Below are 25,831 nucleotides of genomic sequence, written 5' to 3' on the forward strand. Positions count from 1 at the left end.
CTCAGGCCTGGCGTTCCGGCGTCGCCACGACGAGCCCGTCGAGCTCGTCGGAGACCTTGATCTGGCAGGACAGGCGCGAGTTCGGGCGCACGTCGAAGCCGAAGTCGAGCATGTCCTCTTCCATTGGCGTCGGGCTGCCGACCTTCTCGCGCCAGGCTTCGTCGACATAGACATGGCAGGTGGCGCAGGCACAGGCGCCGCCGCATTCGGCCTCGATGCCGGGGATGCTGTTGCGGATGGCGGCTTCCATCACGGTTGCGCCGTTCTCGATTTCCACCGTACGGGTTTCGCCCTTGTGGTCGACAAAGTGAATTTTGGCCATGTGTGCTCGTGCTGCCGCGATCTGGGAGAATTGAGGGTCCGGGCTGTCCTATAACGGGTCGATCAGGGCGGCGCCATAGCGTTTTCGAGCGAAGTGAATACCGTTCTGCGTGGAGAAAACGCGTCAAAACAAAAGACTAGTGGCACCCGCATGTGTGGGGTGCCCGCCTAGTGCTTCAGGATCACCTCGATGGCGGCGCGGACCTCGGCCACCGCCTCTTTCAGCGCGGCGAAGGCATCGGGCCGGTTGTGGCCGGTCCGGATCGCCGTCTCCAGGCTCGCGGCGGCATCCGCCACGGCAAAGGCACCGATTCCGCGCGCGGATCCCTTGAGCTTGTGCGCGAGTGCGCCGGCCTCGGCCGGCAATGCCGCCATGGCCGCGATCAGGCGGACCGCCTGCTCGGCGAACATCGCGAGCACTTCCTGCTCCAGCTCGACATCGCCGAGCGTCATGCGGGAGAGGTGGTCGAGGTCGAGCGGGCTGTCGATGGGTGCAAGCGGCGGCGAAGGCATCCAGTCCATCCGTTGCAGTTCAGGCGTCATGGCGCAGGCCCCGGCATCACGCGGTGATCCGCCGGTTCGGCGGTCAGGTTCCCTCCACCCAAGCACGAAAATGGTTAACGAAATGTTTGGGTCGTTTTACGTAATTCTGCCGGCTTATTGACGAAAAGTTGCCGCAATCCCACGAGTCCGGTGGAGAATTGCATTTATTGCTAAGGTGTTACGGCGCGATCCTGTTAACGATGATTAAGATTGTCTTAATCGCAGGCATTTCATTCGCGACGCTCTGCCAATAGGATGTTGCGGAAATTGGCGGACAAGCCGTCCGGGTGGGGACGGCTCGGAAATCCGCAAAAGCGGCATGATCCGGTCTGTGGGCTTGCGTAGCGCGGGGCTCGCGGGGGACGCGTACAAGTAACGAGGGCTCGGACTGAACATGGCAAACACTCCGAAAAAGGCCAAGGACCCCACAGAAGTTGCGCTTTCTGCGATCCAGGAAGCCCTCAACATCAGCGACACGGCGGCCGATACCAGCCGCAGCGCATCGATGCGCAACGAAACGGCGCCATCCATGGCGCCCCCGTCTCCCCCGATGTTCGACGAGCCGACCTTCGAACCGCGCCCCGCCGCCAACGAGCGTGCCGTGTTCGATCCGATCGAAGAACCGCGTTCGTCGCGCCGCGCCGCCAACGATGATCGCGCGACCATCGGCCAGCTCCTGCAGACGCTGCAGACGGGGCGCCCGTCCCGCAACATTTACACGGGCGCGACGATCTTCACCGTCATCTGGCTCGCGGCATGCGCCGCGCTGACAGTCGGCTTCCTGCCCTCGATCCAGGCCGCGATGGGCCAGAGCGGCGGCGTGCTGGCCATTGCCGGCCTCGTCACGATGTTCTTCGCGCCGATCATGCTGTTCTTCTTCCTGGCGAGCCTCGTCTGGCGCGGCCAGCAAATGAGTGCCGTGGCGCAGGCGATGGCGCAGGTCGCGATCCGCTTCTCCGAGCCGGAAGGCTCGGCCTCCGATTCCATGGTCACCGTCGGCCAGGCCATCCGCCGCGAGGTCGCGGCGATGGGTGACGGCATCGAGCGCGCCATTGCGCGCGCCGGCGAGCTCGAGACGCTGGTCGCCAACGAGGTCGCGGCGCTGGAGCGCGCCTATTCCGACAACGAAGTCCGCATCCGCGCCCTGCTCCAGGATATCGCGCACCAGCGCGACAACCTGGTCGGCCAGGCCGAGCAGGTCCGCAGCGCCATTTCCGGCGTGCAGATCGATCTGCGCCACGACATCGCGCTGATCTCGGACGCGATCGCCTCGCGCGTCGACGAGGTCGCCAAGTCCATCACCGGCGCGCTGGAAGAGCGCGGCGCCCACATCACCGGCGCTTTGAGCAACGCCGGCGACAACATGATCCTGGCGCTCGGCGAGCGCGGCGGCGACCTGCTCGACCGCCTCGAGGAAGCCAGCAACGAGACCACGCGCGCCGTGCTCGACGCCAGCGAGCGGCTGACCACCAGCCTCAACTTCAAGACCGGCCACGTCCACGACGAGTTCGTCGACCTCGCCGACCGCGTCCACGAGATGCTGAACGAGCGCATCGACCGCATCACGGGCGAGTTCGAGCAGCGCTCCGCCGCGATCGTCGACGGCATCTCCGAGCGCACCGAGCAGGTGCACGACAGCCTGAAGAACTCGTCGGACTCGCTGCTGCTCGAGCTCGAGCTGCGCTCCAACGACCTCTCCGCCAAGATCGACGACGCCGGCAACCGCCTCGCCGGCCACATCATGACCTCCGGCGACAAGGCGAGCGAGGCGCTCGACGCCACCGTCAACACTCTCGTCGCCAAGGTCGTCAGCCAGACCGAGACCGCACACGACTCGCTGTCGCTCCAGATGAGCGCGTTCGACGAGCTGGTGAGGAACCAGGGCACCGAGCTGGTCGAGAAGTTCGCCCGCGACAGCGGCACGCTGGGCGCCCTGATCACGCGCCACATCTCCGAGTTCGACCGCACCGTGAAGACGTTCGGCGGCGAGATCGTCGACCGGATGGGCCAGCGCACGCAGGACATCCATGAGTCGCTGAAGACCTATGTCGACAATTTCGACAGCCGATTCACCGCGAATGGCGGCGCGATCACCGCCGTGCTCGACCAGCGCCTGGTGCAGTTCGAGACCACGATCGGCGAACGCGTCACCAACCTCGACTCCTCGCTGAACGGCAAGATCGCCAGCCTCGACGGCACGATCGAAGGCCACATCAGGACCTTCGACGAGCAGCTCGGCGGCCGCGTCACCGCGCTCGAAGAATCGTTCGACACCCGTGCGAAGTCCGTCACCGAGACCATCGACGGGCGTCTCAACACGCTCGCGACGACGCTGACCGACGGAGCCACGCAGGCGATCCAGTCGATCGACTCCCGTCTCACCAACCTGACGACGACGCTGACCGATGGCGCCTCGCAGACCATCCAGTCGATCGATACGCGGCTGACGCACCTGACGACCACCCTCACCGGCGGTGCGTCGCAGGCGCTGGAATCCATCGACTCTCGCCTCACCTACCTGACGACCGCGGTGACCAACGGCGCCTCTCAAGCCGTGCAGTCGATCGACACGCGGCTGACGCTGCTGACCTCGACGCTCACGGACGGCACCGCGCAGGCGATCGAGGCGGTCGACCGCCGCATCACCGGCGTCACCGAGATCATCGATGGCCGCAGCATGCACCTGACCGACACGGTCACGGCGCGTTTCCAGGACATCCACCAGGCCATCGAGACCAAGGTCGGCTCGGTCGCCAACGACATCGACGTGCGCGTGGCGCAGTTCGAAGACCTGCTCGGCTCGCGCGTCGAGGCCGTCGCCGGCCGCATCGAAAGCAGCGGCCGCCAGGCCAGCGAGGACATGATGTCCCGCGCCGAGATGATCTCGACCGCGATCCGCTCGCATGTCGAGGACGCCGAGCGCTCGCTCACCAACCTCGTCGTCAATACCAGCGAGACGATCCAGACCGGTGCGCGCACGGCGCAGCAGTCGCTGATGACGGTCTCCTCCGACGTCAACGCCCAGCTCAAGATGACCTCCTCGGAGGTCGAGCGCGCGCTGACCGCGGTCGGCACCGGTGCCGCGAACTCGATCCTGACCAGCGCCCGCGAAGCGCAGTCGACGCTGGTCGCCGCCTCCGGCGATGCCTCGAACCAGATCAAATCGCTGTCGGCCGACGTCGAACGCACGCTGTCGGCAGCGGGCTCGGCGACCGCCGCCTCGATCCTGGCCGGCGCCCGCGAGGTGCAGACCACGCTCGTCACGGCGTCCTCGGACGCGGCCAACCACGTCAAGACGCTCACCGCCGACGTGCAGCGCTCGCTGTCGCTGGCCGGCACCACCACGGCGGAATCGATCACCGCCGGCGCCCGCGATGCGCAGAGCGCGCTGATCGCGGCCTCGAGCGAGACCGCCAACCAGATCAAGGCGCTCTCCTCCGACGTGCAGCGCTCGCTCTCGATGGCGGGCACCGCGACCGCCGAGACCATCACGACCGGCGCCCGCGAAGCCCAGAACACGCTGGTCACGGCATCCTCGGATGCGGCGAGCCAGGTCAAGTCGCTCGCGGCCGAAGTGCACCGTTCGCTCTCGCAGGTCGGCCAGTCGACCGCCGAGACGATCACCACCAGCGCCCGCGACGCCCAGAGCACCCTTCTTGCCGTCTCGGCCGAACAGACCGGCCAGGTCCGTTCGCTGGCGGCCGAGATGCAGCGCGCGCTGGCGACGGCCGGCGGCGCCACCATCGAGGCCCTCACCAGCGGCGTGCGCGAGGCCCAGGGCACGCTGATCTCCGCCTCGACGGACGCTGCGAGCCAGATCAAGTCGCTGACGACGGACATCGAGCGGACGCTGACCGCGGTCGGCGCCGACACCGCTTCGACGATCCTCAACAGCGCGCGTGAGGCGCAGACCTCGCTGACCTCGACGTCGGCCGATGCCGCGAGCCAGATCCGCACGATCTCGACCGAGATCGAGCGCGCGCTCAGCACGGCGACGACGAATGCGACCAACGACATCCAGACCAGCGCGCTCAACGCCCAGAATGCGCTGATCAACGCCTCCAACGAGGCGAGCTCGCGCGTCAAGTCGAGCTCGGCCGACGTCGAGCGCTCGGTGCTCGCCGCCAGCAGCAGCTTCGGCCAGGCCATGACCGGCAAGACCGACGAGATCGTCACCTACGTGCAGCAGCAGGCCGACCGCCTGTCGAACATGATCGACGCCAAGCGCGGCTCGCTCGTGGACGCGATCGGCTCGAAGACCAGCCAGCTCACGCTCGACATCGACCGCGTCACTTCCGACGCGCTGAAGTCGATCGAGATCCGCGGCCACGCGTTCTCGCAGACCATGATGGGCAACGGCTCGGAAGTCGCCCGCACCATCAACGCGGCGAGCGAGATGGCCACCGGCGCGGTCAGCAAGTCGCTCAAGGACCTCGAGCAGGCCTCGCGCTCGGCGATCGACCAGTCCCGCCAGGTCTCGATCGCGGCGGTCACCGAGATGCAGGAGACCAGCAAGATCCTGCGCACCGACACGGTCGCCCTGTTCGAGCGTCTGCGCGAAGGCAACATCCTCCTCCAGGAGGTGCTGACCGGTGCGCACGACAACCTCAACTCGCTCGAGCGGGCGCTGGTGACGCGTGTCGCCGACTTCGTCTCGGCGATGAACGACGTCACCTCGCGCAACGGGGCCGCGACGCAGAACCTGGAAGACCAGCTCAACGTCTTCAATACGAAAACCACGCGGGCGCTCCAGGACCTCGGCGAGCTCTCGACCCAGTTCGACGCGCACGGCAAGGCGCTTGTCGAAGCCGCCCAGGTCGTGGAGCAGAGCAACAAGAACACCACCGCCTCGCTCGCCGAACGCAAGGCGGCGCTGGAATCGCTCGTCACCACGATCGATCTGCGCACGACCGACCTCGACCAGCGGCTGTCGCGCTTCACCGGCCTGCTCGATGAATCTCTGGCGGCCGCCGAAGAGCGCGCTCGCGACATCGCCCGCGTCGTCGCCGAGACCGCCGGCGCAGGTTCGGCCGCGATCACCCGCCAGTTCGAGGCGGTGCGCGCGGCGTCCGAGGAAGAGCACCGCCAGACCATCGAGTCCATGCACGACATCTACCGCCAGACCACCGACGAGGCGGATGCGATGTTCAAGCAGTCGGCCGAGAAGTTCGGCAACCTCGTCTCCAGCATGAAGCTGATGGCGCACGAGATGCACAACGAGCTCGAAGCCACCCGCAACGAGCTGCGCCGCGGCGTGCTCGAGATGCCGCAGGAGGCCGCCGAGAGCACCGCGCAGATGCGCAAGGTGATCGTCGACCAGATCGAGGCCCTCGCCGAGCTCAACCGCATCGTCGCCCAGCATGGCCGCGGCCTCGACGTCTCCACGACGGGCCGTGCGTCCGTCGCCGTCCAGCGCCAGGAAGAGCCGATGATGGCAACGGCGGGCGGTCGTGGTGCCGAGACGCGCGTGCGCGACACCGGCAGCGCCTCGACGCTGCCGCCGCCGGACCTCGGCATGCCCGCCTCCTCGCGCCGCACAGAAGCGCCGCCGGTCGCGCCCGCCGGCAACGACCAGGGCCGCGACGGCTGGCTGTCGGACCTGCTGAACCGCACCGACGCCAACCAGGGTGCGCCCGCGGGTCGTGAAGCTCCGCGCGGCCGCCAGGCTGCACCTGCGCCGCAGCCGCAGGCTGCGCAGAGCAGCGGCAATCCGCTGGAATCGCTGTCGCTCGACATCGGCCGGCTGATGGACCGCAACCTCGCGGCCGAGATGTGGGACCGCTACCAGCGCGGCGAGAACAAGGCCTTCACCAAGCGCCTGTACACGCCGGCCGGCCAGAAGGCCTTCGACGAGGTCGCCCGCAAGTACCGCGCCGACCGCAACTTCAAGGGCACGGTCGATCGCTACGTCGCCGAGTTCGAGCGCCTGCTCGACGAAGTCGCCCGCGACGGCCGCGGCCCACAGGAGCTGCGCAATCACCTGACCTCGGAGACGGGTCTGGTGTACACGCTGCTGGCGCATGCGGCGGGCCGGCTGGGGTAAGCGAGCAGCCACAACGAATAGCAAATGAAAACGGAGGTCTCACGGCCTCCGTTTTTGTTTGAGCTCTTCATTGCGAGGAGAGATCGTAGCCCGCATGGAGCGCAGCGTAATGCGGGGTGCCAAGCCAAGAATCCCGGATTGCGCTTCGCTCCATCCAGGCTACGAAGTCTCGTGCCCCGGACGCAGCGCAGCGCTCCTTCAGCGGTGCGCTGCAGAGCCGGGGCCCATATCGCGTCACTATCCTGTGTAGCTTTCAGTAGCGCCTACTGCCGCCTGCGCTCTGGTGCCGCCGGCCTCGGCGGCTCGGGGGGTGGCGGCGGGGCGGCGGCCGGTGCGCTGTTGCTGGCGCCGAACAGCACGCGGGTCGGGTTGCGGTCGAAATTGTTCACGGCACGGCTGATGTCACCGAGGGTGCGGCGGCCGTCGGTCATCAAGGCACCGGAGCGCTTGTCGAAATCATCGGCGAGCTCGCGGATCGACTTCACCGCCTGGAACAGCTCGCCGCCGTCCTTGCCGCCGGCCAGCGTGTTGAGGCCGAGCATGAGGCTGTCGGCCTTGAGCACCACGCCGTCGACCTTGGCCATCACGCCGTCGATCTTCTCGGAGTTGCGCGCCAACGAATTGGTGAAGGTCTCGAGGTTCTTCAGCGAGTTCTTCACCGATTCCTGGTTGTCGGCGACGATCTTGTTGATGTTCTGCAGCGTGCCGCGGATCGCCTCGGTGACGTCCTGGAGCTTGTTGGGGTCGGCCGTCAGCGTCGGGATGCCGTCCTGGTCGAGCGGCGGCGCCGGAGCCGCCTCCTCACCGCCCTTGAGCGAGATCGCCGCGACGCCGGTCAGGCCCTGGAATTCGAGGCCGACCAGGGTGTCCTTGCGGATCGGAGCGTTGTTCTCGATCATGGCGAGTGCGACAACCCGCCGCGGGTTGTCCAGCTTCACCGAGACCACCTCTCCCACCCGGATACCGTTGAAGTTGACGCTGCCGCCGTTGCGCAGGCCCGCTGCCGGGCCTTCGAACACAACGCGCAGGGGCTGCGCTGCTTGGTGGTATGCAGCGACTGGAACCACAGCACGAAGCCGATCGCCGCGGCGATCACCGCCAGCGTGAACGATCCGATCAGTACGTAATTCGCCCGCGTTTCCATCAGCTACTCCGGCACCCTCAGCCCATCACCGCGCGAGCGCGCTTGCCATGGAAATATTGCCTCAGCCAGGGATGCTGCGAGGCCTGCATGTCGGCGATCGACCCTGCCGCAATGATCTTACCGTTCCCTAAAACGGCGATGCGGTCACATGCTGTGTAAAGGCTGTCGAGATCGTGCGTTACCATGAAAACCGTCAGCCCCAAAGTGCGCTGGAGCGTTCGGACCAGCTCGTCGAAATCGCCGGCGCCGATCGGATCGAGCCCCGAGGTCGGCTCGTCGAGGAACACGAGGTCCGGATCGAGCGACAGTGCGCGGGCGAGTGCGACGCGCTTGATCATGCCGCCGGACAGTTCCGACGGAAAACGGTCGGCGACCTCGGGCTTGAGGCCGACCATGGTCAGCTTGGCCATGGTGATCTCGTCCATCAGCCGCTGCGAGACACGCAGATATTCGCGCATCGGAAACTGGATGTTCTGCCGCACGGTCAGCGAAGAGAACAGCGCGCCTTGCTGGAACAGCACGCCCCAGCGACGCTCGACGTTGCGGCGCTGCGACGTGTTGGAGGAATCGAGGTCGACGCCGAACACCTCGATGCTGCCGGCAATCTTCGGCACGAGGCCGATGATGGTGCGCGTCAGCACCGACTTGCCCGCACCGGATGGGCCGACGAAACCGAGGATCTCGCCGCGCCTGACGTCGAGGTTGAGGCCGTCGAGCACGCGCGTCGCGCCGAACTGCACGGTGATGTCGCGGACGCGGATGATGGGGTTCTCGGGAGGCATCGCTACATCCCGATCGCGGCGAAGAAGATGGCGAAAACGCCGTCCATGACGATGACGAAGAAGATGCCTTTCACGACCGACGACGTCGTGTGCTGCCCGAGCGATTCCGCGCTGCCCTGCACGGCCAGCCCCTCGACGCAGGCAACGATGCCGATCACGGCGGCCATGACCGGCGCCTTGACGATGCCGACGATGAAATGATCGATCGAGATGGCGTCGCGGAGCCGCAGCAGGAATGCCTCGGGCTGAACGCCGCCGTAGAGCCAGGCGACGAGCCCGCCGCCATAGAGCGCGGCCATCGCGCCGAGGAATGCCAGGATCGGCAACGCCAGCACCAGGGCCAGCATGCGCGGCAGCACCAGCACCTCGATCGGGTCGAAACCCATGGTGCGCAGCGCGTCGATCTCCTCGCGCATCTTCATCGAGCCGAGTTCGGCGGTGTAGGCGCTGCCCGAGCGTCCCGCGACCATGATGGCCACAAGCAGCACGCCGATCTCGCGCAGCACCAGCACGCCGAGCATGTCGACGACGAAGAGATCGGCGCCGAAGCGGCGGAAATGGAAGATGCCCTGTTGCGCGATGATGCAACCGATCAGGAAGGTGATCAGCACCACGATCGGCACGGCGCGCCAGCAGACCTGCTCGAGGTGGTGAACCGTCGAGGTCAGGCGGAACGAACGGGGGTGGATCAGGGTCCGCGCACCGGCGGCCAGCACCGCGCCGAGCATGTCGATCAGGCCCGCCACGGTCCCGCCGACGCCGGCCACGGCGCGGCCGATCTGCTCGAGCATGCCGGTGATCGTGACGGCGCTGCGGTCGATGACGGGCGTCGCCCGGACCCGGCGCACCTCGTCGACCAGGCTCGAATAATTGGCGGAGAGACCCGCGATCTGCGCCTCGACGGCGCCCTGGGTGAGGCTGCGGCGCAGCCGCTCGATCAGCCAGGCGCCGAACGTGTCGAGCTTTGCGACTTCGGAGACGTCGATGAAGATATTCTGCGAACCGCCGGCAAGCTTCTCCGCGTCGGCCACCATCCGCTCCAGGACCGGCGCGAAACTCGCGGTCCAGGTTCCGGTGGCGCAGAGGGCCAGCGCGTTGCCTTTCGCAATCCGTTCCAGCTTCGGATCGCCAGTCAAGATGTCCGCTCCCGTGCCGGCGCGGAGGAAATCAGATGGTTGCACACACGCCCTTACCCAGAGAAGCTATCCCCAACTGGTTAATGTTAGTTGCTACAGGTAACTAGCAGGTTCAGATTTCGCCAGAGTTCAAAATGACTTCCAGCAAAGTTCCGGCACTCCGGGCGCGAATCGAGCGCTTTCCCATCGCCGGCAGTTTCACCATCAGCCGGGGCGCCAAGACCGAAGCCGTCACGGTCGTGGCCGAAATCAGCCGCAATGGCCTGACCGGCCGCGGCGAATGCGTGCCCTACCCCCGCTATGGCGAGACGCCCGAGGCCACGCTTGCGGCCATCGAGGCCATGCAGGCGGCCGTGGCCGGCGGAATCACCCGGCAGGCCCTGCAAGCCACCATGCCGCCAGGCGCGGCCCGCAACGCGCTGGACTGCGCCCTGATCGACCTCAAGGCCAAGGCGGCCGGCCTGAGGGCCTGGAACCTGCTGGACCGCCCGATCCCGGGCGAGCGCACCACCGCCTACACGATCTCGCTGGGTACGCCCGAGGCCATGGCGGCGGCGACCGCCAAGGCGGCGCACCGGCCGCTGCTCAAGATCAAGCTCGGCGGCGACGGCGATCCGGAGCGGATCGCGGCGGTCCGCAAGGCCGCCCCCGAATCCGAGCTGATCGTGGACGCCAACGAGGCCTGGACCGAGGCGAATCTGGAGCAGAACCTTGCCGCCTGCGACGCCGTGGGCGTCACCCTGGTGGAGCAGCCGCTGCCGGCAGGCAAGGACGACGCGCTGGCGCGGATCAGGCGGCCGCTCATGGTCTGTGCCGACGAGAGCGTGCACGACCGCCACTCGCTTGCACCCTTGCGCGAGCGCTACGACGCCGTGAACATCAAGCTCGACAAGACCGGCGGCCTCACCGAAGCGCTCGCAATGGCCGATGCGGCGCAGGCGCTCGGTTTCGAGATCATGATCGGCTGCATGGTCGCGACATCGTTGTCGATGGCCCCCGCCATGCTGGTGACGCCGCAGGCGCGCTTCGTCGACCTCGACGGCCCGCTCCTGCTGGCGCGCGATCGCGAGCACGCGTTGCGCTACGACGACAGCCTGGTCTACCCGCCCGATGCTTCGCTGTGGGGATGAGATCGTTGAGCTTGAGGAACCATGGGGCCAGCCGTCACCATTGTCTTCGTGTCCCTCGGTGCGGGAACGCTCGTCGCAATCCTGTTCTGTATTCTGCTCTTTAGGTATTCCGCCCGAATGGCGCTCGGGTTGGCTCTCGCCTTCGTTGGCGGAGCGATCCTCTCCGGCGCTCTTGCCGTCCTGGCCGCGACGTTAGTGATGGGGATCGGGCCAACGCTCCAGTCCACGTTCGCGGTCCTTCTCTACCTCGCTTGGCTGCTGTCTGCGAGCATCACGGGCGGCGTTGCCGCTGCCCGCGTTGCCTTCCGTCTGCGAGAGCGCTACTCGGCTTGAGACTTGAGCCGATGCCGCGCCGACCAGATGACGAGCGCGCCGGAAGCGGCCATCGCGGCCATGACGTAATAGAGGCCATCGCCGATGCGGGCGTAGATCGCGCCTGAGGCGATCGACGTCGTCGCGCCGAGCAGCCCGTTGCATGCGGCGTAGTAGCCCTGCCCCCGCGCGATCTGATGCGACGGCACGCGCTGTACCAGCAGGCTCATGGTGCCGACGATGGTCATGCCGAAGGTGAGGCCATGGCCGAGCTGCACGATCGCGAGCAGCGCGAGCGGCGGCTCGTTGGCGGTCACTATCCAGCGCAGCACGGCGCTCAAGCCCCCGATCGCGATCAGCGTGGACGGATGCAGCGAGAAGCGCGGCGACAGCGCGAACACGACGATCTCGGCGATCACGCCCAGCGTCCACAGTCCCGCGACGGTCAGCCCACTGATCCCATGCTGCTGCCAGTTGATGGCCGAGAACGTGTAGTAGGCGACGTGGCTGCCCTGGATCAGCGCCGCCGAGGCGATCACCGCCCAGAAACCGGTATCGCGCAGCAGCGTCTTGCCGGCCGGCATCTCCGTCGTCCTGCGCCTGGTATCGTCGAGCGGCTGAAGCAGCAGACTGGCCACGACCGCGACGACGGCCCATGCCACGATGACCCAGATCAGATCGCGCGCCGCGATGTGGTCGACGAGATAGCCGCAGGCGAGCGAGCCGGCGGCGAACGCCGCGGAACCCCACAGCCGCAAGGGTCCGTAATCGAGCCCGTAACGAGCGACACCGCGCAGCGCGTAGGCGTCGGTGAGCGGCATCGTGGGCGTCCACATCATGCAGGTCAGCGCATAGATCAGGAACAGCGCCAATGGCTGCTGCTGCAAGCCGACGGCCGTAAACCCGATCGCCGTCGCCAGCACCGACAGCATCATGGCGCTGCGAATCGCTTGTCGCTTTTCGGCAAAGGCAGTGACCTGCGGCAGCGTGGTGAAGCGCGTGATCGCGGGCAGCGCGTTGATGAGGCCGATCCAGGACGCGTCGATGCCGATCGCCTTGAGCCAGACCGGGAAGAACGGCAGATGCGTGCCCGACACCGCGAACACGGCCGAGTAGAACAGGGCGAGGCTCACGGCGAATCGCCGCTTCGCGGATGCAGCGATGGGGATTTGTGATTCGGGCGGCATCAAACCAATTGCGATTCGGTCGATATCGTGGTGATCGTTACAGTAACGCGCAGTGATTTGCGCGACGAGATTGACATGGCCAACGAAGCATTCGCCCTCTCGCCTATGTCTGCCCGCGCGGCCGAGCCGAACGAGCAGGATTACGACGCGATCCGCGAAGCCTTCCTGGAGACGGCGCGCGGCCGCTGGTTCCTCGGCGAATACGCCAAGCGCAACCGCAATGCGGACACCCGCATGGTGCTCGATGCGGTCGCGAAAATTGAAGAAACCCTTGCGGCACAGCGACAACCCGTCGTCGAGGATCGCCTGCCCGAGGCTTTGGTCGAGATCCGCCGCGCGGTCCACGAGGCCGAGACGATCGCGATCGCGGCGTACGATCCCACGGCGATGGAGGCGAGTCTCGCCGCGATCCCGCGCGGCGTACGCATCATCAAGGAGATCTCCTGGCGCTGGCGCGAGATCGGCGCCGACGGGCGAATCTGCGACCTCATCGATTCGCAACTCGCCTCCATCGAGGCCGCCTGCGCGCAGGTTTCGACCATAGACCCCCGCGTCGAGCTCAAGGCCGCATTCGATCTGCTGAGGGATCGGGTCGGGCAGCTTGATGCGGACGGCGACACAGCGCCGCAAGCGGCCGCAGCACGTCCCGCGCCGGTGCAGGAAGCGCCTGTGACTCCGGCTGCGGCGGCCGAGGCCGCACCTGCTGCGATGGCGAGCGAAGCAGCCGTGGTTCTTACGGAGATGTCGCAGCCGATCGACGAGGCGTCGGAACCGGAAGCAGCGGGCGCCACTCAATCGTTCGCGGCCGAGCAGGCCATTGACGCCCCTTTGGACGCCGCCGTGGCGTCGGCGATCGTCGCCGAAAGCGAGCTTGCATTCGACAACGCCGCGTTCGAGGAGCCGGCCTCCGAACCCGCCACCTTTGCGCCAGCCGCCGAAGAGTTCTCGCTCGATGCCGCCGCGGAGGCCGAGGACGAGGCCGTGCTCGAGGCCATCGCGCTGGAGATGGCCGCGCCCGATCCCGAGTTCGACGAGATCATCGAACCAGTCGAGATCGAGATCATCGAACCAGTCGAAATGGCAGCGGTCTCTCCGGAGCCCGTGGTTGCGGAAGTTGCTACGCCGATCGCAGCGGAGCTTGCAGAGCCGATCGCGCCGGAGCCCTTTGCCACGCCGATCATGGAGGAGCCCGTAGAGGAAGCGCCGATCGCGATGGAATCGCTGGCGCGCCTCACCAACGCCATCGCGGAGGCCGCGGCCGAAGTGATGGAGCAGCCGGCCATGCCGATGGCAGCCTCGGCGACATTCGGAGCATCGCTGGGCGCGACGCTGCCGATGCCCTCGCCCTTGTCCGAATCCTTGCCCGAGCCCTCGCTCGGCGCCAGCATCCTCGCCAGCGGCATGTTGCAGAAGCCCCGCGCGGCCAACGATCCGCTCGCGCCGATCCGCCGCATGACCCAGGCCGAGAAGATCGCGTTCTTCTCGTGAGGGGGGACTCTTGCACAACCGTCATCCTTCGAGGCTCGCAAGAGGCGAGCACCTCCAGCGACAACGGCTATGCCGTTGCGCGGGGGTGACGGTGATGGGTTGGTGATCTGCTTAGACTGCTGGCAATGACGGCGCCTTCAGCCGATCACCCGCAATTCCACACCGCGCCGATCGGCGTCCGCGTCCAGCACGGGCCGAAGCTGCCGCCATTGTAGCGGCCGCCGCCGAAGCCGGGCCGGCCGAAATAGCGCCACTCTCCGTCCCAGCCGTAATATTGCGGAACCGGATCGATGTACCAGTGGCGGCGCTCGCTGCGCGACATGCGCCGCATGGCTTCCTTCTGCTTGTAGAGCGGAATGCTGTTGCTCAGCGGCTGGCGATAGCCCGGCAGGAAGCCGTAGCCATGAAAGGCCTGCTTGGGGCGTTTCTGGATTGACGCAGCGGGCGCGACGGCCGGCAGCAGCGACAGGACGATGGCAACGAATAGACACATGAGGCGCGACATGGAGAGACCATAGACAGGCGGATGCGAGATGGCCATTCAAATTCGAGTGCCAGGTCTTTCGCCTCTTCATGCAAAATCAGTCCCTCGTGTTCCGCGACGCTGCACCAACTAGCCCCTGTCAGCTCATCTCGATAGACTGGACAGGCACCAGCATATTAAGGAGAGAACGAATGCCTGGATCCCCGCGCGTTGGCGCATTCGCCATAGTTCCCAGCAACGATCTTGCTGCCGCGATTCCGTTCTGGGAGCGTCTCGGCTTCACGCGTTCGGGCGGTGACGCTGGCTACATCATCATGAGAGGTTGGGGATGCGAGGTGCATCTCACACAAGCCGGCGACGGCCCGTGGCGGGTGCCGGAACACAATCCCTTCGGCGTCTTCATCCGCACGCCCGATGTCGAAGCCATCGCCGCGCGCGTGGACGATCTGATCATCCGCCCGGGCGGCGTGCTGCGCCATCGCGAATGGGGGATGTATGAGGTAGGCATCAACGGACCTGAAGGTCTCCTCGTCCGGATCGGCTGGCCGTCGGAGCTGATGACGTCCGTTAGCTGATCACGCCCTTCCTGATCAGGAAACAGCCATAGCCCCTGCTGTCGCCGACTTGCACGACGCCAAAGCCGACCGCCGCCGCGCGATAAAAATCCGGACGCGAGAGCTTGCCCGCAGCGACCGGGCGGCCGACTGCACGCTCGATCTCCGCCAGCACCGCGCGCTGCACGTCGGGGACGCGTTCGGGATCGTCGACCGGCATCATCACGCGCACCGGATCGGGATCGAAATCGTCGAGCGGGTAGACCGACATGATGGCGCGGATCGCGGTCTCCATGCTCATGCCCGGCAGCCGGATCAGCCGCTGCGACGTAGTGCTGTGCGCGATGCGGGTCGCCGGGTGATTGGCGTCGACGAAAACGAGATCGTCGCCATGGCCCATTGAAGCCAGCAACCAGAGCAGGTCGGGCGTGAGAATCGGATCGATCGATTTCAGCATCTGACGGCATTCCCTCGAGGGCGTTTCGTTGGCCGACGACACCGGCCGTTCACCATAGCAGGTTCCAGGCGTGATCTAGATCACGTCGCCGCCCTTGGTGATCGCGATCACGGACCAAAGGCTCGAACGCGGCCAGGCTTGCTCGCAACCAATCTCGCATCGAGATCAGTGCCAGAGGAGCACGCCATGTTCCGCCTAAAGCCTTTCCTGATGTCCGCCACCCTGCTCGTGAGCCTGCTCGGCCTGACCTGCGGCCCGCTGGCTGCGCAGACCGCCCCTGTCGCCCCCGCCATTCCGGTCGCGCAACAGAGCCCCGAACAGCGGGTCGCCTTGGTGATCGGCAACTCCAACTACCAGAACGCGCCGCAACTCGCCAACCCCGACAATGACGCGGAGTCGATGGCGCAGTTCCTGAACTCCGCCGGCTTCGAAGTGGTCGCCGCGACCGATCTCGGCCAGAACGACATGCTTCGCGTGGTGCAGGATTTTTCGGCCAAAGTGGCCGCGCGCGGTCCGAACACGGTGGCGATGGTCTATTACGCCGGTCACGGCGTACAGCTCGCCGGCGAGAACTACCTCGTTCCCGTCGACGCCAAGGTCTCGAACCCGACCGAGCTCGTCAACAATTCGGTGCGCTTGGTCGACGTGATGTCGACGCTGGAGACGATCCCGAGCCGGATGCGCATCGTCATCCTCGATGCCTGCCGCAACAACCCGTTCCCTGACGTCAACGACGCCGGCCGCGGCCTTGCTATCGTCGATGCGCCGAACGGCTCCATCGTCGGCTATTCGACCGCGCCGGGCGCCGAGGCGCAGGACGGCACCGGCGGCCACAGCCCCTATACGCAGGCCTTCCTGAACGTCGCGCGCGAGCCCAACGTGCCGATCGAGCAGCTGTTCAAGCGCGTGCGCCTCCAGGTGAACCAGACCACGCTCGGCGCGCAGATCCCGTGGGAAAGCTCGTCGCTGACGTCCGACTTCACCTTCTTCGGCGACACCGCCGTTGCCGCCACCCGCGCGCCGGTGAATGCGCCTGTCGTGCAGATGGCCTCCAACCTGCCGAGCCGCTCGACGCGGCAGGCCTATGACTACGTCGTGTCCGAGGGCCGCCCCGAATACTATCAGGAGTTCATCCAGATGTATCCGCACGACCCGCTGTGCGACCACGTCCGCTGGCTGCTCAACAACCTCCGGCTCACGCAGGCCTGGCACAAGGCGGTGCTCGCCAACTCGCCGCTCGGCTACAAGAGCTTCTACAACAGCTACGGCAACACTCCCTATGCGCAGGTCGCGTTGAAGCTCGAAGCCCAGCCGAAGGAGATCCCGTTGATGCAGGCGACCAAATTCCTGGCGCCGCAGAGCATCAACCCGACCTTCAAGATCGGTAATCTCGGCCAACCGAAGTACATGCCGCTGCAGCAGGGTAATGGTGGCGGCCAGATTAACGGCAACCTGCCGGTCGTGCAGAAACCCGGCGACGCCAACGGCATCGGCAAGTTCGGCAATGGTGGCCAGATCGTCAACCTGCCCTCCGGCAACAACCAGCAGAACGGCACGCCATCGCAGACCCCGGGCAAGATCGTCACCCTGCCTGCGCCGACCAACACGACCAACACCAATGGCGGCATCGGCAAGATCGTGACGCTGCCTGCGACCAACACCACGCAGAATGGCGGCGGCAACAATGCCGGCACCAGCAACGGCAATCCCGGCAAGATCGTGAGCATGCCGGTGAATATCGGCAAGGGTAACCAGAACGGCGGCACGAAGCCGGTCGTTCAGACGCACAACAACCCGATCCGCATCAACAACGGCGCGAGGATCAACAACACCCCGGTGAGCAAGGTGCAGGTTCAGAACAACCAGCAGAACACCCGCCCGCAGCTCAACACGACCAATCGGTTCGTCAACAACGGCGGCAACAACTTCCGCCAGTCGATGAACCAGTCGCAGGGCAACAGCGGCGGCAACAACCATCGCGGCTTCTTGCGCTGATCGCTCGAAGGCGCACGACAAAGGGGCAGAGCGGCGACGCTCTGCCCCTTCTCCATGTCAAAATTCGAAACTTAAGCCACCAGCTCGGAAAACAGATCCGCATCGACATTGCCGCCGGACAGCACGATGACGACGTTCTTGCCGGCGACGTCGAGGACGTCCCGCAAGCAGCGCGGCAAGGCCCACCGCGCCGCCGGGCTCGACCACGAGCTTCAACTCGCGATAGGCGAACGCCACCGCCGCGCCGACTTCCTTGTCGGAGGCGGTCACGCCGCGCGCAAGCAGCTTGCTGTTGATCGCAAATGTCATCTCCCCGGGGATCAGGGCCATCAGCGCATCGCAGATGGTGCGGCCCGCGGGCGCATGCGGCTCGCGATGCCCTGCGGTCAGCGACAGTCCGTGATCGTCGAACGCCTCGGGCTCGGCCACCACGATCTCGGCGAGCGGATAGCGCGCCTTCACCGCGGTTGCGACGCCTGCGATCAGGCCGCCGCCGGAGGCCGGCGCCACTACGATGTCGGGGCTGAGGCCGAGCGCCGCCATGTCCTCCGCGATCTCGCGGCCGGCGGTGCCCTGCCCCGCGATCACGAAGGGATCGTCATAAGGCCTGACCAGCGTCGCGCCGCGCTTCTCGGCGATGCCGCGCGAGATCGCCTCGCGATCGTCGTTATAGCGGTCGTACAGCACGACCTCGGCGCCATAGGACTTGGTCCGCTCGCGCTTGGACAGCGGCGCGTCCGCCGGCATCACGATGGTAGCCTGCATGTCGAGGATCTTCGCCGCCGCCGCCACACCCTGGGCGTGGTTGCCGGAGGAGAACGCGACGACACCGCCGGCGCGCTTGTCCTGCGGGATCGAGGCGACCTTGTTGAAGGCGCCGCGGAACTTGAAGGAGCCGGTGCGCTGGAGCATCTCCGGCTTCAGGAAGACCTTGGCGCCGACGCGCTCGTTGAGCACGGGAAAGGACAGCAGCGGGGTGCGGATGGCAAAAGGCGCAATCACGCGCGCTGCGGCATCGATGTCAGCAGAGCTGACCGGAAGGGGCTGTTCTGTCATCAGCAATTTGTATCTCGACCAATGACGGCTGGGAAGACACCTCCGCGAGAGGAATTGGTCCCTCAGGCGACGAAGCGTGGCTGTTCCGCGCCGTTTCGGCCGGGCAGCACCGCGCCGACCGCCTTGATGCTGTCGACAAAGGCCCTCGCCGAGGCCTCCCAGGTGTAGTCGGCGGCGAACTCCACGCAGTCCTGGCGGGAGATGTCGAGCGCGGCGAAGCAGGCGTTGCGCAGATCGTGATCCAGCGCCCCGACCGGCGCATCGCCGATCACGTCGCGGGGGCCCTTCACCGGGAAGGCAGCCACCGGCAGGCCGCTCGCGAGCGCTTCCAGCAGAACCAGGCCGAAAGTGTCGGTCTTGCTCGGGAACACGAACACGTCCGCCGCAGCATAGATGTCCGCCAGCTCCTCGCCATGCTTTTGCCCGAGGAAGATCGCGTCCGGATAGGCTTCCTCCAGCGCGACGCGCGCCGGGCCGTCGCCGACGACCACCTTGGTGCCGGGCAGGTCGAGATCGAGGAACGCCTCGAGATTCTTCTCCACCGCGACGCGGCCGACCGAGAGGAACACCGGCGCCGGCAAGCAGAGATCGATGGCGCGAGGATGGAACAAACGAGTGTCGACGCCGCGCGGCCACAGCACGACGTTGGCAAAGCCGCGCTCGCCAAGCTCGCGGGCGAGCGCCGGCGTGGCCGCCATCACAGCGCGGCTGGGCGCATGGAATCGGCGCAGCGCGCGCCAGATCAGGGATTCCGGAACCGGCACCCGGGCGCGGATATATTCGGGAAAACGCGTATGGAAGCTGGTCGTGAACGGCAGCTTGCGCTGGCGGCAGTAGCGGCGGACCATCAGCCCGATCGGCCCTTCGGTCGCGATATGGATGCTGTCGGGGCGCGCTTCCTCGATCAGCTCTACGATCCTGGCCGGCCGCGGCATCGCGAGCCGCACGTCGCGATAGCTCGGCATCGCGAAGGTGCGGAACGATTGCGGCGTCAGGAACGTGAATTCGACACCGAGAGTCTCGGCCGCATCAGCAAGCTTGGTCAGCGTCCGAACCACACCGTTGACTTGCGGGTGCCAGGCGTCGGTCGCGACCAGGATGCGCATCAGGCGGCCTCTGTCATGCAGCTCTGGCTGCCACCTGCGGAACGGCCGCAGGCTTTTGCGCGTGATCCGCCCAGGTGATGATCTCGAAACGGCCGTCGTCGTGCTCGACCAGCGCGGTGCAGCTCTCGACCCAGTCGCCGCAATTCATGTAGCGGATGCCGGCCTCGTCGCGGATGACGGCGTAGTGGATGTGGCCGCAGATCACTCCGTCTGCGTCATGGCGGCGCGCTTCGGCCGCGAGCGCCTGCTCGAACGCGCCGATATAGTTGACGGCGTTCTTGACCTTCTGCTTGGCCCATTGCGACAGCGACCAATAGGGCACCTTGAACATGCGCCGGAAGAAATTGACGAAGCGATTCATCTGGATCGCGAAGTCGTAGGCCTTGTCGCCGAGATGGGCGAGCCAGCGCGCGTTCTGCACCACGAGGTCGAAGATGTCGCCGTGAATGACGAGGTAGCGCTTGCCGTCCGGGCCGGTGTGGACGGTGTTCTCGACGACGTCGATGCCGCCGAAATGCGTGCCGTAATAATTGCGCAGGAATTCGTCGTGATTGCCGGGTATGTAGACGATCTTGGCGCCCTTGCGCGCCTTGCGCAGCAGCTTCTGGACGAGGTCGTTATGGGACTGCGGCCAGTGCCAGCTCGATTTCAACGCCCAGCCATCGACGATATCGCCAACGAGATAGATCGTATCGGCGTCGTGGTAGCGCAGGAAGTCCAGCAGAAGGTCGGCCTGAGAACCGCGGGCTCCGAGATGAACGTCGGAGATGAACAAGGTGCGAAAGCGCCTTTCAGGGCTCTCGTCACTCATATCGTAACTTCCCATGCGACATGCCTGTAACAATATCCCGTGACAGGGGGATGACCATTGAACCTCTGAGGCACCCTCGAATACGAATCAAACCTCGCCTCGCCCGTCCTGCGAATATCAGTCGCATGCGACAATCAGGCGACATGAAGCGGCAATGATTGTCCGCAAGAGCCCGGGAGCCACGGCCTTGTTGGTTAACGGCGGTACCCGCAGCACCGCGCGAAGCGGGCGTCAGTAGAAATCGAAAGTCAGTAAAACTTGTGGAAATGATGGACCGGCCCGTGGCCGTGACCGACGCTGAAACGATCGGCGGCCGCAATCGCCGCGCTGATCCAGGCCTTGGCGCCCCGCACGGCGTGCTCGATATCCTCGCCTTTGGCAAGCCCCGCGGCGACGGCCGAGGACAGTGAACACCCCGTGCCATGGGTGTTTCGGGTTACGATGCGCGGCGCGGCAAGCGCGATCGTTTTCTCCGCATCGACGAGATAGTCGATGCTCTCGGCGCCCTCGCCGTGCCCGCCCTTGATCAGCACCGCACGGCAGCCGAGCGCGAGCAGGCGGCGCCCCTGGCTCTCGATTTCGGCCTCGCTGGCCGCGATCGGTTCGTCGAGCAGGGCGGCCGCTTCCGGCAAATTGGGCGTGATCACCGAGGCCAGCGGCATCAGCTTCGTGCGTAGCGCCTCCACGGCCTCGGGCGCCAGCAGGCGGTCGCCGGAGGTTGCGACCATCACGGGATCGAGCACGATGTGGCGGGGCGTCCAGCGCGTCAGCGCGGCCGCGATCGCGTCGATGCTGGTGGCCTGCGCCACCATGCCGATCTTCACCGCGCCGACCTCGAGATCGGAGAACACCGCGTCGATCTGCGCGGTGACGAACTCCGCCGGCACGGCGTGAATGCCGGTCACGCCCCGCGTATTCTGCGCCGTCAGCGCCGTGATGGCGGAGGCGCCATAGACGCCGAGCGCGGCAAAGGTCTTCAGGTCGGCCTGGATGCCGGCGCCGCCGCTCGAATCGGAGCCGGCGATGGTGAGCGCCACGGGCGTCGTCATGAGGGGATTTTCCGGATCTTCGGGGCCATGATCCGTCCTAGCGCGCCGGCCCAGGGGCGACAAGGCGGCTGGCAAGTTCGCTTGCTAAATCCGGCCGGTTTTGGCCTATTAGCGGCCTGATACGCCTTCGGAGTGACTGCAATGGTTCCTTTCTTCGTCCAGATCAAATGCAAGCTCGGCCAGTCCTATACGGTCGCCAATGCGCTCGCCGAAGCCGAGATCGCCTCCGAAATCTACTCCACGGCCGGCCATTACGACCTGCTGGTGAAGTTCTACGTCGACAACGACACCGACATCGGCCACTTCATCAACGAGAAGGTGCAGGTGCTGCCGGGCATCCAGGACACGCTCACCATCATCACCTTCAAGGCTTTTGGCGCCAGCTGACGGCCCGGAATTGGCGCGAGCCGCCGGTTGCGCCGCCGCTCGCCTGTGCTAGCGTCCAGCCGTCACAAATGAACCGAGTAACGAGCAAGTCATGGCTCTCACCACGTCGGTGCCGCTGCTGATCAGCCAGCAATTTGATAGTGAAGTAGTGCTCGCCAACTATCAGAACGGCGTCTATTACAACCTCGAGGGCAGCGCCGCGCAAATCTGGCTCGGCCTGAAGGTCAACCGAACGGTTGAGGAAATTGCCGGCGCCATCGCCGCCGCGGCCGGCGGCGAGGTGCCCACCATCACACAACAGGTGCAGGCCTTCGTCGACAGCATGCTGGCGGAAGGCCTCATCGCCGAGGGCCCCCCGAGGCGCGCGGCGAGACCTCCATGGAGACCTGGTCGCCGGTGCTGGCGGGCGCATTCGTCGCCCCGGAATTCCAGCGCTTCGACAATCTGCGGGAGCTGTTGCTGATGGATCCCGTCCACGATGCCGGCGAGCAAGGCTGGCCGCTGCGCGAGACCCAAGAAAACTAGATGAAAGCGAGCGGCTTCATCCGGCAGGAGATCGCGAAGATCTTCGCCAGGGAATCGGAGCCGATCGAGGCGCATGCGCGCTGCGGCCCGTTCGGCTTGAGCCTCGGATTTGCATCACGGGAATTGGCCGGCATGTTCCTGCCGGCCTATATTCAGGGCACGCCGGGCCATATCGATCTCGAGCTGCGCTTCATCGCCGCAGATCATCACGATCTCTCCGCGCTGGTGCCGGACGCCGCCGAGAAGCCGCGCCTTCTGATCGAGGACGGCATCTATTCGGTGTGGCAGCCCGCCGTCATTCCCGTGCTGTACGCGGTCGACCTTGCAGCAAGGCGCGGCATCGCCTGGCTGCCGAAGGGCGAGGCGCCGCCCTGGATCCGCAGCCGTCCCGCGATCTCGCTGATCCATGCCATGATGCACGAGACGCCATGGTGCGCGGTCCATGCCGCGGCCGTGGGCGGCGACGCAGGATTCGCGCTTCTCGCCGGCGAAGGCCACAGCGGCAAGACCACCGCGGCGCTGGCCTGCGCCAAGGCCGGCTGGCTTTACGCGGGCGACGACTTCGTTGCGGTCAACAGCGCAACCGGACAAATCGAGCCGCTGTTCTGCTCGGCGCGGCTGCGCCCTGCCCTGATCGATACGTTTCAAGATTTCATCGGCAAGACCACGGCGGTCTCCGACTTCAACGGCGAGCCGCGCCATGAGCTCAGCCTCGCCGATCTCGGCGACCGCATCGGCGGCGGCCAATTGCGCGCGACCTTCATCCCCTGCCGGCGCGGCGCAGCGACGCCCGAATTCACCCCGGCCAGGCCCTCGGATGCGTTTCGTGCGCTGCTGCCGACCACGGCCTATGAACTGCCGGGATGGCCGAACGAAATTGCCGACAAGGTCGCGAAGATCGCTGGCCTTGCGCCGGTGTTCTTCGCCGACACCGGTACCGCGCCGATGGAGATTCCCCGGCGTTCGCCCGCCAGCTCGACCAGCTCTGAGGCCGCATGCGCGTCTCCGTCGTCATCGCAGCCTACAACGCGCAAGGCTACATCGCCGAGGCGATCGAGAGCGTGCTCGGCCAGACGGTCCCGCCCGACGAGGTCATCGTCATCGACGATGGATCCACCGACGGCACGCGCAGCGTTCTCGAGCGCTTCGGCGGCCGCATCGTCGCGCTCACGCAAGGAAACAGCGGCCAGGCCGTCGCCGTCAACAAGGGCCTCGCACTGGCGCGCGGCGAACTGATCGGCTTCTGCGATGCGGACGATCTCTGGACGACGCGCAAGCAGGAGCTCCAATTGGCGCGGCTCGAACGCGACGGCGCGCTCGACGCCGTCTTCGGCAAGGTGCAGCAATTCGTCAGTCCCGACGTGCCGGAGCAGCAGCGCGCGCGCCTCACTCCGGCCGTCGAGATCATGCCGGGCGAGCTGAAGCAATGCATGCTGATCCGGCGCACCGCCCTCGACCGCATCGGCGCCTTTGACGAGACGCTGCCCGCGACCTTCTTCATCGCCTGGCTCGGCCGCGCCAAGCAGAGCGGGCTCAAAACCGCGCATGTCGACGACATCGTCGTCCGCCGCCGGCTGCACCCCGGCAATGGCGGCCGCCTCCATACGGACGCTCAAAACCTCCAGACGCTGATGGCGCTGCGCAAGGCCATCAAGGCGCAGCGGCCGCCGGAGTAAATACCGGCAAGCCGTTGACCGACACCGATTTCACGAACAATCCGAGCAGGCGGTGGTCGATCGAATGGCCGATGTCCATCGGGCGACGCATGTCCAGCATCCGCAGCGCGACGACGATTTTCCGCTTGTCCTGGCCGATGATCCTCGCCTTCAGCGCGACCCTGAACGGCATGGGATCCTTGCGCCCGGCGGTGATCTGCAGCACCCCGCCGGTGCCGGCACAGGCGGCGAAGCGAAAGCGCTCCGTGCCCGGCGGCAGGAACGGGATCACCGCGAGCTCGACGTCGGCGAGCGTCTGCGACTGTCCGTCGACCGGCACGTCGATGACCGCGAATTGCTGATCGGTCCAGCGTCCCTCGTCCTCCGGAATCGAGAATCCCTGCCCGAACCAGACGTCCTTGCCTCGCAGCGGATATGACGCGCGCGCCGCCTGCTGCCAGACCCGCTTCAGGATCGCGTCCCGAAACAGGGGAAAATGCACGGCGCTGGCATCGAACGCGGCGGTCGCAGCGCCCGGCAGCCTCAGCCAATCCCCGCCATGAAACGGGCCCTTGAACTGCGCGCGCAGGGCCGCGAAAAGGCGACCCAGAAGTGCTGCCATTGCGAGCGCTGCACCCACGGGACCACGCGAATGGCGATCTCGATGGATTTCCCGGGCGGGCTGTAGCGCCACAACTCATCGACCAGAACATCCGGCACGAGCTCCGGCATCTCGCGCGCGACGACGTCGAGCAATTGCGCCGCGAACAGGCTGCCATTGTAGCGCGTCACGATCGAACGGAAACGGTCCCAATCGACCTTGCCGCCGGCGCTCTCCAGAACATGCACGACCTCGAGCGCCCGGGAGACCATCTCGCTCTGATCGGCCGGCTCCGGCCGCATCGCCGCGATCGCCAGATGCTCGGCGAGCCCGGGGATCAGCACCTCGTGCGTCAGCAGCGTCGCCGTCTCGGCGGTGTCGAACAGCTCCTCGGTAAAGCTCTCGTCATCGAGCCAGAACAGCGCACGCCAATGCAGGTCGATGGCCCGGCTGAGAGCTGCCCGGGACATCGCAACCGCGTGGATGTCACGGTCGAAATCGGACTCCGAGAACAGTTCGACCTTCATGCCGTGGCTGCGGAACGAGGCGTGCCGCAGCACCTCGATAGCACGTTTCGCCTCGGTGCGCCGGACCAGGAGATCGTAGTCTCCGGTCATGCGCTTGGCCATGTAGCTCTCGTCGCGCGCGAACAAGGCGCCGCCCTTGATCAGCAACGAGGTGATGCCGGCTTGCTTCAGCGCAGCACCGGCCGCAACGACGTCGCGGACCCGCGTCGCGTTCGACAGCCAGACATGCTTGACGACGCCGCGCATCCGCCTGGTGTCGGCGTCCGTAATTCCGGCCTTGTCGGCGGTGGCAACCAGCAGCGGCATGGTCCGGTAGACGACCTCGTCGGCCGCATCGAGCGGCTCTGACGCGCGCCAGGCCTGATAGGCGTCGATTGCGGTCTGGCCCTGCCCGAGCGCAGCCCGGAACAGCATCAGAAAGCGCGGCTTCAGCGCGTCGGGCAGCTTCGATGTCATCTCAACCGAACGGTTGAGGTGACAGGAGCTCGGTTGGTTCAGCCCCGCAAAATCAGGCGCCAAAACGATCGACCGTAACCGC

General features: G+C 66.2%; 21 protein-coding genes and 2 pseudogenes. 9 read left to right on the top strand and 14 right to left on the bottom strand.

Going from position 1 to position 25,831, the window contains the following annotated elements; translation table 11 throughout:
- Nucleotide 1: 1 nt before the first annotated feature.
- Both ACQ86E_RS02945 and ACQ86E_RS02950 read right to left on the bottom strand, forming a co-directional pair.
- A complete protein-coding gene (locus ACQ86E_RS02945; protein ID WP_008143731.1) occupies nt 2–322 on the bottom strand; it encodes a 2Fe-2S iron-sulfur cluster-binding protein in 321 nt (106 codons plus the stop codon).
- Nucleotides 323–489: 167 nt separating this feature from the next.
- The gene (locus tag ACQ86E_RS02950; RefSeq protein ID WP_431204110.1) at nt 490–864 is read right to left on the bottom strand and encodes an Hpt domain-containing protein; all 375 of its coding nucleotides are present in this window, start codon (nt 862–864) and stop codon (nt 490–492) included.
- A 394-nt stretch (nt 865–1,258) separates the two neighbouring features.
- Here ACQ86E_RS02950 and ACQ86E_RS02955 point away from each other — a divergent pair, with 394 nt between their 5' ends.
- The gene (locus tag ACQ86E_RS02955) at nt 1,259–6,907 is read left to right on the top strand and encodes a negative regulator of septation ring formation (RefSeq protein ID WP_431204111.1); all 5,649 of its coding nucleotides are present in this window, start codon (nt 1,259–1,261) and stop codon (nt 6,905–6,907) included.
- Nucleotides 6,908–7,170: 263 nt separating this feature from the next.
- Here ACQ86E_RS02955 and ACQ86E_RS02960 read toward each other — a convergent pair.
- From ACQ86E_RS02960 to ACQ86E_RS02970, 3 genes and pseudogenes are all read right to left on the bottom strand, one after another.
- Nucleotides 7,171–8,051: pseudogene (locus tag ACQ86E_RS02960) on the bottom strand (MlaD family protein).
- 17 nt (nt 8,052–8,068) lie between these two features.
- A complete protein-coding gene (locus ACQ86E_RS02965) occupies nt 8,069–8,833 on the bottom strand; it encodes an ABC transporter ATP-binding protein (protein WP_431204112.1) in 765 nt (254 codons plus the stop codon).
- A gap of 2 nt (nt 8,834–8,835) precedes the next feature.
- Nucleotides 8,836–9,969 carry an MlaE family ABC transporter permease gene (locus ACQ86E_RS02970; protein ID WP_431204113.1) on the bottom strand — a complete coding sequence of 378 codons (1,134 nt, stop codon included), beginning with the start codon at nt 9,967–9,969 and terminating at the stop codon, nt 8,836–8,838.
- Between the two features lie 134 nt (nt 9,970–10,103).
- Here ACQ86E_RS02970 and dgcA point away from each other — a divergent pair, with 134 nt between their 5' ends.
- Nucleotides 10,104–11,099: an N-acetyl-D-Glu racemase DgcA gene (dgcA, locus tag ACQ86E_RS02975; protein WP_431204114.1), complete on the top strand. Its 996-nt coding sequence runs from the start codon at nt 10,104–10,106 to the stop codon at nt 11,097–11,099.
- 21 nt (nt 11,100–11,120) lie between these two features.
- Nucleotides 11,121–11,432 carry a hypothetical protein gene (locus ACQ86E_RS02980; RefSeq protein WP_431204115.1) on the top strand — a complete coding sequence of 104 codons (312 nt, stop codon included), beginning with the start codon at nt 11,121–11,123 and terminating at the stop codon, nt 11,430–11,432.
- On the opposite strand, the gene ACQ86E_RS02985 is transcribed toward ACQ86E_RS02980, so the two are convergent.
- Entirely contained in the window at nt 11,420–12,598 is a 1,179-nt protein-coding gene (locus ACQ86E_RS02985; RefSeq protein WP_431204116.1) for an MFS transporter, read from the bottom strand. The two genes, ACQ86E_RS02980 and ACQ86E_RS02985, sit on opposite strands and share 13 nt — an antisense overlap.
- A gap of 75 nt (nt 12,599–12,673) precedes the next feature.
- Here ACQ86E_RS02985 and ACQ86E_RS02990 point away from each other — a divergent pair, with 75 nt between their 5' ends.
- The gene (locus tag ACQ86E_RS02990; protein ID WP_431204117.1) at nt 12,674–14,086 is read left to right on the top strand and encodes a hypothetical protein; all 1,413 of its coding nucleotides are present in this window, start codon (nt 12,674–12,676) and stop codon (nt 14,084–14,086) included.
- A 145-nt stretch (nt 14,087–14,231) separates the two neighbouring features.
- Here the strand turns inward: ACQ86E_RS02990 and ACQ86E_RS02995 are convergent, their stop codons facing one another.
- Nucleotides 14,232–14,591, bottom strand: a complete 360-nt coding sequence (locus ACQ86E_RS02995; protein ID WP_431204118.1) for a hypothetical protein — start codon at nt 14,589–14,591, stop codon at nt 14,232–14,234.
- Nucleotides 14,592–14,761: 170 nt separating this feature from the next.
- Between ACQ86E_RS02995 and ACQ86E_RS03000 the strand changes: the two genes are divergently transcribed.
- Nucleotides 14,762–15,145 carry a glyoxalase gene (locus tag ACQ86E_RS03000; protein ID WP_431204119.1) on the top strand — a complete coding sequence of 128 codons (384 nt, stop codon included), beginning with the start codon at nt 14,762–14,764 and terminating at the stop codon, nt 15,143–15,145.
- On the opposite strand, the gene ACQ86E_RS03005 is transcribed toward ACQ86E_RS03000, so the two are convergent.
- Entirely contained in the window at nt 15,138–15,581 is a 444-nt protein-coding gene (locus tag ACQ86E_RS03005; protein ID WP_431204120.1) for an RbsD/FucU family protein, read from the bottom strand. The genes ACQ86E_RS03000 and ACQ86E_RS03005 overlap by 8 nt on opposite strands.
- Nucleotides 15,582–15,767: 186 nt before the next feature.
- On the opposite strand from ACQ86E_RS03005, the gene ACQ86E_RS03010 reads away from it, so the two are divergent.
- Complete coding sequence (locus ACQ86E_RS03010; RefSeq protein ID WP_431204121.1) at nt 15,768–17,576, top strand: caspase family protein; 1,809 nt, start codon at nt 15,768–15,770, stop codon at nt 17,574–17,576.
- Nucleotides 17,577–17,647: 71 nt separating this feature from the next.
- On the opposite strand, the pseudogene ACQ86E_RS03015 reads toward ACQ86E_RS03010, so the two are convergent.
- From ACQ86E_RS03015 to thiD, 4 genes and pseudogenes are all read right to left on the bottom strand, one after another.
- Nucleotides 17,648–18,632 (bottom strand): annotated as a pseudogene (locus ACQ86E_RS03015) (threonine/serine dehydratase).
- Nucleotides 18,633–18,694: 62 nt separating this feature from the next.
- Complete coding sequence (locus ACQ86E_RS03020; protein ID WP_431204122.1) at nt 18,695–19,738, bottom strand: glycosyltransferase family 4 protein; 1,044 nt, start codon at nt 19,736–19,738, stop codon at nt 18,695–18,697.
- A 13-nt stretch (nt 19,739–19,751) separates the two neighbouring features.
- Complete coding sequence (locus ACQ86E_RS03025; RefSeq protein ID WP_431204123.1) at nt 19,752–20,564, bottom strand: UDP-2,3-diacylglucosamine diphosphatase; 813 nt, start codon at nt 20,562–20,564, stop codon at nt 19,752–19,754.
- 233 nt (nt 20,565–20,797) lie between these two features.
- Nucleotides 20,798–21,598 carry a bifunctional hydroxymethylpyrimidine kinase/phosphomethylpyrimidine kinase gene (thiD, locus tag ACQ86E_RS03030; RefSeq protein ID WP_431204124.1) on the bottom strand — a complete coding sequence of 267 codons (801 nt, stop codon included), beginning with the start codon at nt 21,596–21,598 and terminating at the stop codon, nt 20,798–20,800.
- 141 nt (nt 21,599–21,739) lie between these two features.
- Here thiD and ACQ86E_RS03035 point away from each other — a divergent pair, with 141 nt between their 5' ends.
- The 3 genes from ACQ86E_RS03035 to ACQ86E_RS03045 all read left to right on the top strand — a co-directional run bounded on the left by ACQ86E_RS03035 (nt 21,740) and on the right by ACQ86E_RS03045 (nt 24,186).
- Nucleotides 21,740–21,985, top strand: coding sequence for an Lrp/AsnC ligand binding domain-containing protein (locus tag ACQ86E_RS03035; RefSeq protein WP_045008738.1), 246 nt, complete (start codon nt 21,740–21,742; stop codon nt 21,983–21,985).
- A gap of 91 nt (nt 21,986–22,076) precedes the next feature.
- On the top strand, nt 22,077–22,448 hold the full coding sequence (locus ACQ86E_RS03040; RefSeq protein WP_431204125.1) for a PqqD family peptide modification chaperone: 372 nt from the start codon (nt 22,077–22,079) through the stop codon (nt 22,446–22,448).
- A gap of 1,057 nt (nt 22,449–23,505) precedes the next feature.
- Entirely contained in the window at nt 23,506–24,186 is a 681-nt protein-coding gene (locus tag ACQ86E_RS03045) for a glycosyltransferase family 2 protein (protein WP_431204126.1), read from the top strand.
- Here ACQ86E_RS03045 and ACQ86E_RS03050 read toward each other — a convergent pair.
- Entirely contained in the window at nt 24,161–24,787 is a 627-nt protein-coding gene (locus ACQ86E_RS03050) for a hypothetical protein (protein ID WP_431204127.1), read from the bottom strand. The two genes, ACQ86E_RS03045 and ACQ86E_RS03050, sit on opposite strands and share 26 nt — an antisense overlap.
- Nucleotides 24,709–25,749 carry a nucleotidyltransferase family protein gene (locus ACQ86E_RS03055; RefSeq protein ID WP_431204128.1) on the bottom strand — a complete coding sequence of 347 codons (1,041 nt, stop codon included), beginning with the start codon at nt 25,747–25,749 and terminating at the stop codon, nt 24,709–24,711. The genes ACQ86E_RS03050 and ACQ86E_RS03055 overlap by 79 nt, the downstream gene beginning before the upstream one ends.
- Nucleotides 25,750–25,831: the final 82 nt, after the last annotated feature.

Origin of the sequence: Bradyrhizobium betae (genome assembly GCF_050632175.1) — a bacterium.
Lineage (GTDB): Bacteria > Pseudomonadota > Alphaproteobacteria > Rhizobiales > Xanthobacteraceae > Bradyrhizobium > Bradyrhizobium betae_B.

Coding starts and splice junctions, on each gene's coding strand:
- ACQ86E_RS02945 (WP_008143731.1), bottom strand. CDS start 322: ATGGCCAAAATTCACTTTGTCGACCACAAGGGCGAAACCCGTACGGTG.
- ACQ86E_RS02950 (WP_431204110.1), bottom strand. CDS start 864: ATGACGCCTGAACTGCAACGGATGGACTGGATGCCTTCGCCGCCGCTT.
- ACQ86E_RS02955 (WP_431204111.1), top strand. CDS start 1,259: ATGGCAAACACTCCGAAAAAGGCCAAGGACCCCACAGAAGTTGCGCTT.
- ACQ86E_RS02965 (WP_431204112.1), bottom strand. CDS start 8,833: ATGCCTCCCGAGAACCCCATCATCCGCGTCCGCGACATCACCGTGCAG.
- dgcA (WP_431204114.1), top strand. CDS start 10,104: ATGACTTCCAGCAAAGTTCCGGCACTCCGGGCGCGAATCGAGCGCTTT.
- ACQ86E_RS02980 (WP_431204115.1), top strand. CDS start 11,121: ATGGGGCCAGCCGTCACCATTGTCTTCGTGTCCCTCGGTGCGGGAACG.
- ACQ86E_RS02985 (WP_431204116.1), bottom strand. CDS start 12,598: ATGCCGCCCGAATCACAAATCCCCATCGCTGCATCCGCGAAGCGGCGA.
- ACQ86E_RS02990 (WP_431204117.1), top strand. CDS start 12,674: ATGGCCAACGAAGCATTCGCCCTCTCGCCTATGTCTGCCCGCGCGGCC.
- ACQ86E_RS02995 (WP_431204118.1), bottom strand. CDS start 14,591: ATGTCGCGCCTCATGTGTCTATTCGTTGCCATCGTCCTGTCGCTGCTG.
- ACQ86E_RS03000 (WP_431204119.1), top strand. CDS start 14,762: ATGCCTGGATCCCCGCGCGTTGGCGCATTCGCCATAGTTCCCAGCAAC.
- ACQ86E_RS03005 (WP_431204120.1), bottom strand. CDS start 15,581: ATGCTGAAATCGATCGATCCGATTCTCACGCCCGACCTGCTCTGGTTG.
- ACQ86E_RS03010 (WP_431204121.1), top strand. CDS start 15,768: ATGTTCCGCCTAAAGCCTTTCCTGATGTCCGCCACCCTGCTCGTGAGC.
- ACQ86E_RS03020 (WP_431204122.1), bottom strand. CDS start 19,738: ATGCGCATCCTGGTCGCGACCGACGCCTGGCACCCGCAAGTCAACGGT.
- ACQ86E_RS03025 (WP_431204123.1), bottom strand. CDS start 20,564: ATGGGAAGTTACGATATGAGTGACGAGAGCCCTGAAAGGCGCTTTCGC.
- thiD (WP_431204124.1), bottom strand. CDS start 21,598: ATGACGACGCCCGTGGCGCTCACCATCGCCGGCTCCGATTCGAGCGGC.
- ACQ86E_RS03035 (WP_045008738.1), top strand. CDS start 21,740: ATGGTTCCTTTCTTCGTCCAGATCAAATGCAAGCTCGGCCAGTCCTAT.
- ACQ86E_RS03040 (WP_431204125.1), top strand. CDS start 22,077: ATGGCTCTCACCACGTCGGTGCCGCTGCTGATCAGCCAGCAATTTGAT.
- ACQ86E_RS03045 (WP_431204126.1), top strand. CDS start 23,506: ATGCGCGTCTCCGTCGTCATCGCAGCCTACAACGCGCAAGGCTACATC.
- ACQ86E_RS03050 (WP_431204127.1), bottom strand. CDS start 24,787: ATGGCAGCACTTCTGGGTCGCCTTTTCGCGGCCCTGCGCGCGCAGTTC.
- ACQ86E_RS03055 (WP_431204128.1), bottom strand. CDS start 25,749: ATGACATCGAAGCTGCCCGACGCGCTGAAGCCGCGCTTTCTGATGCTG.